This is a genomic window from Veillonella parvula (genome assembly GCF_032577575.1).
In the GTDB taxonomy this organism is placed as follows: domain Bacteria; phylum Bacillota; class Negativicutes; order Veillonellales; family Veillonellaceae; genus Veillonella.
Genome location: NZ_JAWFVO010000006.1, coordinates 46,325 through 52,392, shown reverse-complemented (window position 1 = coordinate 52,392; position 6,068 = coordinate 46,325). Strand labels below are relative to the sequence as shown.

The following is a 6,068-nucleotide window of genomic DNA, read 5'->3' as shown; positions in this document are numbered from 1 at the left end:
GTACAACCAGAACTCAATAAAAAGGCCAATACAGATGCTTCTAATCTAACAGGAACAGATGTATCTAAATGGCAAGAAAAACTTGGTACAGGCACTGTAGTAGCAGGAAACACAGGTTTGGTAACAGGCGATACTGTATACAATGTTGTTAAAAATTCAGCAGGTAATCCATTAGCTGTAGCTTATGATTCTATTGCTAAAGATCATATCTCTTTAAATGGTCAAAATGGAACTATCATTTCTAATGTTAGAAATGGTCAAGTAGCTGAAGGTTCTATGGATGCTGTTAATGGTGGCCAATTATTTGAAACTAATAGTCGTCTTAATCAATTAGGTGGCGAAGTAAAACACGTAGGCGCTATTTCTGCTGCTCTAGCAGGATTACATCCACAAGAATATGATGACCATTACAAACTATCTATAGCAGTTGCTAGAGGTGCTTATGATGGTGCAAGTGCTTTTGCACTTGGTGCTTTCTATCGCCCTAATTCTGATTTAATGTTTAATGCAGCAAGTACTATTTCTTCTGATAAAAAAGCCTATACAGTTGGTGTATCTTATAAATTTGGTACATCTACTAAACAATCTGTTCTTGCAGAAAATGCTGCTCTTCAAGATAAAGTAAATAAATTAGAATCTATGATGAATACTATCGTCAATAGTCCTTTATTTAAATTATCTAAAGAACGCTCTACATTCCCAGATGTTCCATCTGAACGTTGGGATGCACCTGCTGTAGAAACACTTCATGCTAACGGAATCATTCAAGGCTACCCAGATGGGACTTTTAAAGGTGATCAACCTATGTCCCGTTCTGAATATGCCAAAATGATTTACGAATTAGCGGAAAAGTTAACTACTCCTAATAATTAATCATCAACAAAAAACAAGTGCATAAGTTTTACTTATGCACTTACCTATTTTTTACTAGTCGTATTTACCAAAAAAACAATAAAACAATAAATTAATAAAAATATTTAATATTTTATTGTTTAATGTATGAGGTGTTAATTATGAATATTACTACGTTAAGTAATTTTAAAGCTCGCATTAATGATATTGAATTTAACAATGAACAGGACTTTAATTCTGTATCATTTTTACTAGAAAATATAGAAGAACGCTTTAATATTTCAATCACGGATTCTGATTTTACAAAAGATGTAAAAGACTTTGTAGAACTTGCTTCTATTAAAGTTAATGACTTTTCTTATGATGAATTAGAAAATGCTACAGCTACATCTATTATGAATGCAACTAAATTATCTGATATACAATTTTTAGCAAATGAGTATGATGACGGTAATTATAAATGGAACAGTTATATCAATGATAAAGTAAAAGAGGATAGAGGATATCCATATATTATTGATGCTATTGTTAGAGAACAATTCAATGCAATTGAATCTAATAATTCCATTGATACATTGTTAACTACTCCATTAAATAATGATTTGTCTATACAAGATAAAGAAGAGTTGTATGATAATGTAAATGAATATTTCACCAATAATTTTTTAGATGATGATTATGATGACGATTTTGAATTTTTATATCCTAAAGATAATATTTACGATACAGATGTTAATCAGATTGTACCTTCTGTTTTTAAGAAAAAAACAACTATTGGATTAGGGACTTGGGAATCTTGTGAAGAATTATACAACGGTGGCCCTGAAGCGCTTCATAAAGCCTTTATCAGTCGTGGGGAAAGCATCTATAACGATGATGCATTAGAATCTAATCCAGAACTTAGCAAACGATATATTCCTTTTGAACGTGAATCATTATCATATCGCAAATTTATCAATGAATTAGATACATATCTTGGTACTAATGATAAAAGTTATTATGTTGATCTTAATACTGGTTTAATTAATGATAGTCATTTAACCTTTATGAATAATGACATTATTAGTGATTCTAGCCTAGATGGGTATCCTGGTAATGAATCATTTTACAATTATTTACCAGTTGCTATTGCTAAAGGTATGGCCACTAATCAAATTGCAGCCGATGGAGATATTCTTACTCAATTACCTGACATTATAGGTGAAACTCAATATAACGAATTTAAAAAGGAGTTAGAGCATATTCAAGCTGAATACCCTAATCAAATTGACTATACTATTAATGATAATGGAATTGTTACAGGAATTACCCCATATTATGGTATTTATAATACTATATACAATCCTGGTACAACGGTAATTACTGATTTAGATCTTAAATATAAAGATAAAATCAATATGTATCATGTATTAAATGGTAGAGAAGAACGACCTATTGCAGCTATTATTACCAACGGCGTATCAAGTCAAGATTTTGAGGGTGAACATTTATTACCTGAAAATTTACGTAATGATGATAGTAAAATTATTGATATGACAAAAAAATATGAAAACCTTTTAACTGATGAAGAAAAAAATGTTTTTGAACGAAAATATAGAAGTGTTGTAGATACTTTAACAAATCCTAATGGGGGACTTAACTTTTCTAAATTTGATAAAGAAACACAGGCTATGATGGAATCTTATGTTCGTTTAGATAAAGCAGGTCATCTTCCTCAATCATTTACAATACGAGATATGGAAAATGTAATTCAATATAACATGGAAGTAAAATTAGAAGGGTTATTAAATCAACGTTCTGAACAAGAACTTTCAAAGAATAATCAACTAACTGCATCTAAAGAAACTCCTAAAATTTCATTTTCTAAACCAAAAGAAAATGGAGGGTTAGAACGATGAAAAACGAATATCAAAATGATTTAAAAGAGTTAACTCATAGCTCTTTTAATAATAACTTTTCAATCTCTATTTCTAGTTTTGATGGTGCTGATTCTTTTGGACATTGTGTTTTAGGTGGTGGTGCATCATTTAATCAAATTCCTACTATGCGTGATGCGATGGAGTTAGACAAGTATATTGATACTACACAAACACATATGATTCTTAACTCAACAGGTGGGGACTTATATGCTGTTACGCCTTTAACTGTTCCGTTCCCAAAAATTTATAAAGCGGATGCTGCCATTCGACTTATTAACAATATTGCTAAAGAAGATTTAACCATAGCTATCGTTAATCAAGAATGTAAAACACCTGAAAAAACAAAAACTATTAATTTAGACTTACACATTACTGATGCAAATGGTAAAGAACATATTATTAATGATTCATTAACTCTTGGTGATTTATCTGTATCAACTCTTGATACAAAATACCCTATTATAGGTTACTTGAATAAAGTTATTAATGATGAAACTATTCTTAAAACTAATGAAGTCAAAGAATCCTTACAATCTATCCTAGATGATGTAAAAGAAAAAACCTTAAATAAGGATTTTCCAATTCATTCATTAGATAATAATAGTGGTTCTTATAAACAGATTGTTTTTCTGGGTACTTGTAAAAGAAAAGACAGTGCAATGTCAAAACAATTAGATCAAATTATAATAAATGGTCTTAGTGAAGATAGAAATATTAATGAATATGAATTTTTATAAGAATTGCAGGCGAAATTAATATGTTAAAAAAAGATGAAAGTAAATTTTGTTGGTGTTTTAACGGAATAGTTGGATTACCTAAAAATAGTATTAAAGAAGCTATAGAAGATTATCTTAATAATGTTAAGGATAAGGATTGTAATATAGATAGTGTAGACATAGCTAATCCTCTTTTTTTAATTCATGAATTATCTGGGAAACAAGCTATTTTCGATGTAATATGCTTTAGTTTGCCACAATTTATGTATGACATCTCATCAGATTATATAGCACAAGATCAGTTATGTCTTATAAAAGATGTACATATTGAAGAATTAAGTAAAGAGTTATCAAAAGTCTATAATGATTGGGAAAAACGCCATGGGTATGACAAACAATCATATATAGTATTTACTGATGAAGCGAAAACATACTATATTTCAGATTATATAAAATAATTAGTTGGATATATTTTAAGAGGTAATAGCTGTGTTAGTAAAAGATAAAAATAGATTTTGTTATATTATCAATGATATTGCAAGCGATCCAAAGAATAGTATTAAAGAAGTTATACAAGACTATCTTAATGAGGCTAAAAAAGAAAATTATAGTTTAGAAATGGTGAAAATAGCTAGTCCTTATATATTTGTTCCTGAACTAAGAGGGGAAGATATTATTGATAATTTGATATATACTTTTCCTAATATAATGTTTAATGCTTATGATAAATGTATAACAAGACGCTATATACCGCATATGGAGCCTAAACATATTGAAGAATTAAGTAAAGAGTTATCAAAAGTCTATAATGATTGGGAAAAACGCCATGGATATGACAATAAATCTCATGTAGTATTTACTGATGAAGCGAAAACCTACTACATTTCAGATTATATTAAGTAAATACTAAAAAATAACTGTCTTTATGGCAGTTATTTTTATTATTATTGTATATGGTAACATAATATGGTAACATATAAATATAAAGTTTACTGATATTAGAAAGGATTAAAAGGTGTAGTATGGAATCGATTACTCTTTCATTAGGATTAATTCCTATATTCTTATTTGGATTTTTATGTTTAATGCTTTTTATTGTTTCTGATGTTAAAGAAAAACTAATGATATTAGCTTTTTTTATATTAATTGCTATTTCATTTTGTATCGTTAAATCTGATACAATGCATGATTTTATCCAGTATTTACATGATATAGGCTTTGTAAATAGTATTTATTGGCTTGTATTTATGGGTATTCAGCCAATAATTGCATTATTATTTAAACCATTAGTGAGTATTTTACGCAAAAAAACTTTATTAGTAAAAATTTCTATCTTATTAATTTTTATAGTACCATTTTGGATCATTATGTTAGTTCTTGTGGGTAATCTATATTTTGGTCTAAGTAAATTATAAAAATGAGGTATGTATGACAATACAAGAATTTGAAATTTTTCATGGGAAGAAATTATATAAAAGTGCTAATAATTGTAGATTAATCATTAACCATTCTATGTTTAATCGATTAGCCGATTTAAACCCTTATGAAAGAAAAAATATTTTTCATAAAATAATTGTATTCTTGCAAGAGCAGGTAAGTAAAGATCGTACATGGATTAATTCTCATATCAAAGAAATTCGCATCAATAACAAAGAACTTAATGCGACTATTAGTGCATCTATAAGCGGTGAGGAATATAAGTGGTTATTTACTCATGCAAAATCATGTAATTTGTCGGTTGCTAAATTTTTAACAGCTTGTTTATATGCATATTTTGAATTAAAAAAATAACTACTGATAAGGACATAATTTTATGTATGAATTATATAAATGGATTGATGAATATGTATATTATTATTTGATTATTACAGTTATAACATATTTTATTTCTTATATTTGTTCTAGTATTGGTGAAATCGAGATAGACGAAAAAAAATCGAATTTAATAGGTACTATTGGAAATATAATCTATACTTTAACAGTAACTTCAATGATAGGTGTTATATTACTATATATAGTTTATGGAATACCAATAGGAATGGAGAATAGAACAAAATACTATAATCAACAATATATTTATCAAATTTCTGAGTTTGATAAAACAGCTCCTGTAGGCATATATACTGTAAAGCGATATAAAAATATGGAGGATTTTAAGCATTATAAAGTATATGGAGAAGATGCAGGTTATGTTTTATATAAAGTAGATAATAAAGGTTCTATTATAGAAGTAACATTTAAGAAAAATAATTAGGATAACTACGTTTTTGTGTTGTCATTATATTAAATGTTAGCGATATATCCAATACTATTTTTTACTGGAGGTTATTATGAATGAATATGATAAAATAAAGCAACTTGGACATTGTCCGGAATGTGGATCTAAAGAGTTTATCATTCTTGCAAGGGTTAGAGGAAGTGTTCCATATATAGAAAGCTTAATTGGTGAAGATTGTGATAATGATAGTATGTATGACGGTTTAGATTATACATATAATCAATGGTGTGTATGTGCAGGGTGTAATAAACGATTATTCAAATATAATGACTACCTAAATAGTCGTGAACTGTAATAATTTAT

General features: G+C 28.1%; 9 protein-coding genes. All 9 read left to right on the top strand.

Annotated features, from left to right (window positions below; translation table 11 throughout):
- On the top strand, nucleotides 1–873 hold an 873-nt coding region (locus E7K77_RS09855; protein ID WP_316591211.1), incomplete at its 5' end, for an S-layer homology domain-containing protein.
- Nucleotides 874–1,013: 140 nt separating this feature from the next.
- Nucleotides 1,014–2,750, top strand: a complete 1,737-nt coding sequence (locus E7K77_RS09850; protein WP_315308372.1) for a hypothetical protein — start codon at nucleotides 1,014–1,016, stop codon at nucleotides 2,748–2,750.
- Nucleotides 2,747–3,508, top strand: coding sequence for a hypothetical protein (locus E7K77_RS09845; RefSeq protein ID WP_325321197.1), 762 nt, complete (start codon nucleotides 2,747–2,749; stop codon nucleotides 3,506–3,508). Before E7K77_RS09850 ends, E7K77_RS09845 begins: the two co-directional genes overlap by 4 nt.
- A gap of 20 nt (nucleotides 3,509–3,528) precedes the next feature.
- Entirely contained in the window at nucleotides 3,529–3,945 is a 417-nt protein-coding gene (locus E7K77_RS09840; RefSeq protein ID WP_316591214.1) for a hypothetical protein, read from the top strand.
- 31 nt (nucleotides 3,946–3,976) lie between these two features.
- Nucleotides 3,977–4,390 carry a hypothetical protein gene (locus tag E7K77_RS09835; RefSeq protein WP_316591215.1) on the top strand — a complete coding sequence of 138 codons (414 nt, stop codon included), beginning with the start codon at nucleotides 3,977–3,979 and terminating at the stop codon, nucleotides 4,388–4,390.
- Between the two features lie 119 nt (nucleotides 4,391–4,509).
- A complete protein-coding gene (locus E7K77_RS09830; RefSeq protein ID WP_316591216.1) occupies nucleotides 4,510–4,902 on the top strand; it encodes a hypothetical protein in 393 nt (130 codons plus the stop codon).
- A gap of 13 nt (nucleotides 4,903–4,915) precedes the next feature.
- Nucleotides 4,916–5,278: a hypothetical protein gene (locus E7K77_RS09825; protein ID WP_316591217.1), complete on the top strand. Its 363-nt coding sequence runs from the start codon at nucleotides 4,916–4,918 to the stop codon at nucleotides 5,276–5,278.
- Nucleotides 5,279–5,300: 22 nt separating this feature from the next.
- Complete coding sequence (locus tag E7K77_RS09820; RefSeq protein ID WP_316591218.1) at nucleotides 5,301–5,741, top strand: hypothetical protein; 441 nt, start codon at nucleotides 5,301–5,303, stop codon at nucleotides 5,739–5,741.
- Between the two features lie 76 nt (nucleotides 5,742–5,817).
- Nucleotides 5,818–6,060 (top strand): hypothetical protein, encoded by a 243-nt coding sequence (locus tag E7K77_RS09815; RefSeq protein WP_119562782.1) that lies wholly within the window; start codon nucleotides 5,818–5,820, stop codon nucleotides 6,058–6,060.
- The last annotated feature ends 8 nt before the right edge of the window (nucleotides 6,061–6,068 follow it).

What these genes read in the sequence shown, in the direction of transcription:
- E7K77_RS09850 (WP_315308372.1), top strand. Translation starts at nt 1,014, where the DNA reads ATGAATATTACTACGTTAAGTAATTTTAAAGCTCGCATTAATGATATT.
- E7K77_RS09845 (WP_325321197.1), top strand. Translation starts at nt 2,747, where the DNA reads ATGAAAAACGAATATCAAAATGATTTAAAAGAGTTAACTCATAGCTCT.
- E7K77_RS09840 (WP_316591214.1), top strand. Translation starts at nt 3,529, where the DNA reads ATGTTAAAAAAAGATGAAAGTAAATTTTGTTGGTGTTTTAACGGAATA.
- E7K77_RS09830 (WP_316591216.1), top strand. Translation starts at nt 4,510, where the DNA reads ATGGAATCGATTACTCTTTCATTAGGATTAATTCCTATATTCTTATTT.
- E7K77_RS09825 (WP_316591217.1), top strand. Translation starts at nt 4,916, where the DNA reads ATGACAATACAAGAATTTGAAATTTTTCATGGGAAGAAATTATATAAA.
- E7K77_RS09820 (WP_316591218.1), top strand. Translation starts at nt 5,301, where the DNA reads ATGTATGAATTATATAAATGGATTGATGAATATGTATATTATTATTTG.
- E7K77_RS09815 (WP_119562782.1), top strand. Translation starts at nt 5,818, where the DNA reads ATGAATGAATATGATAAAATAAAGCAACTTGGACATTGTCCGGAATGT.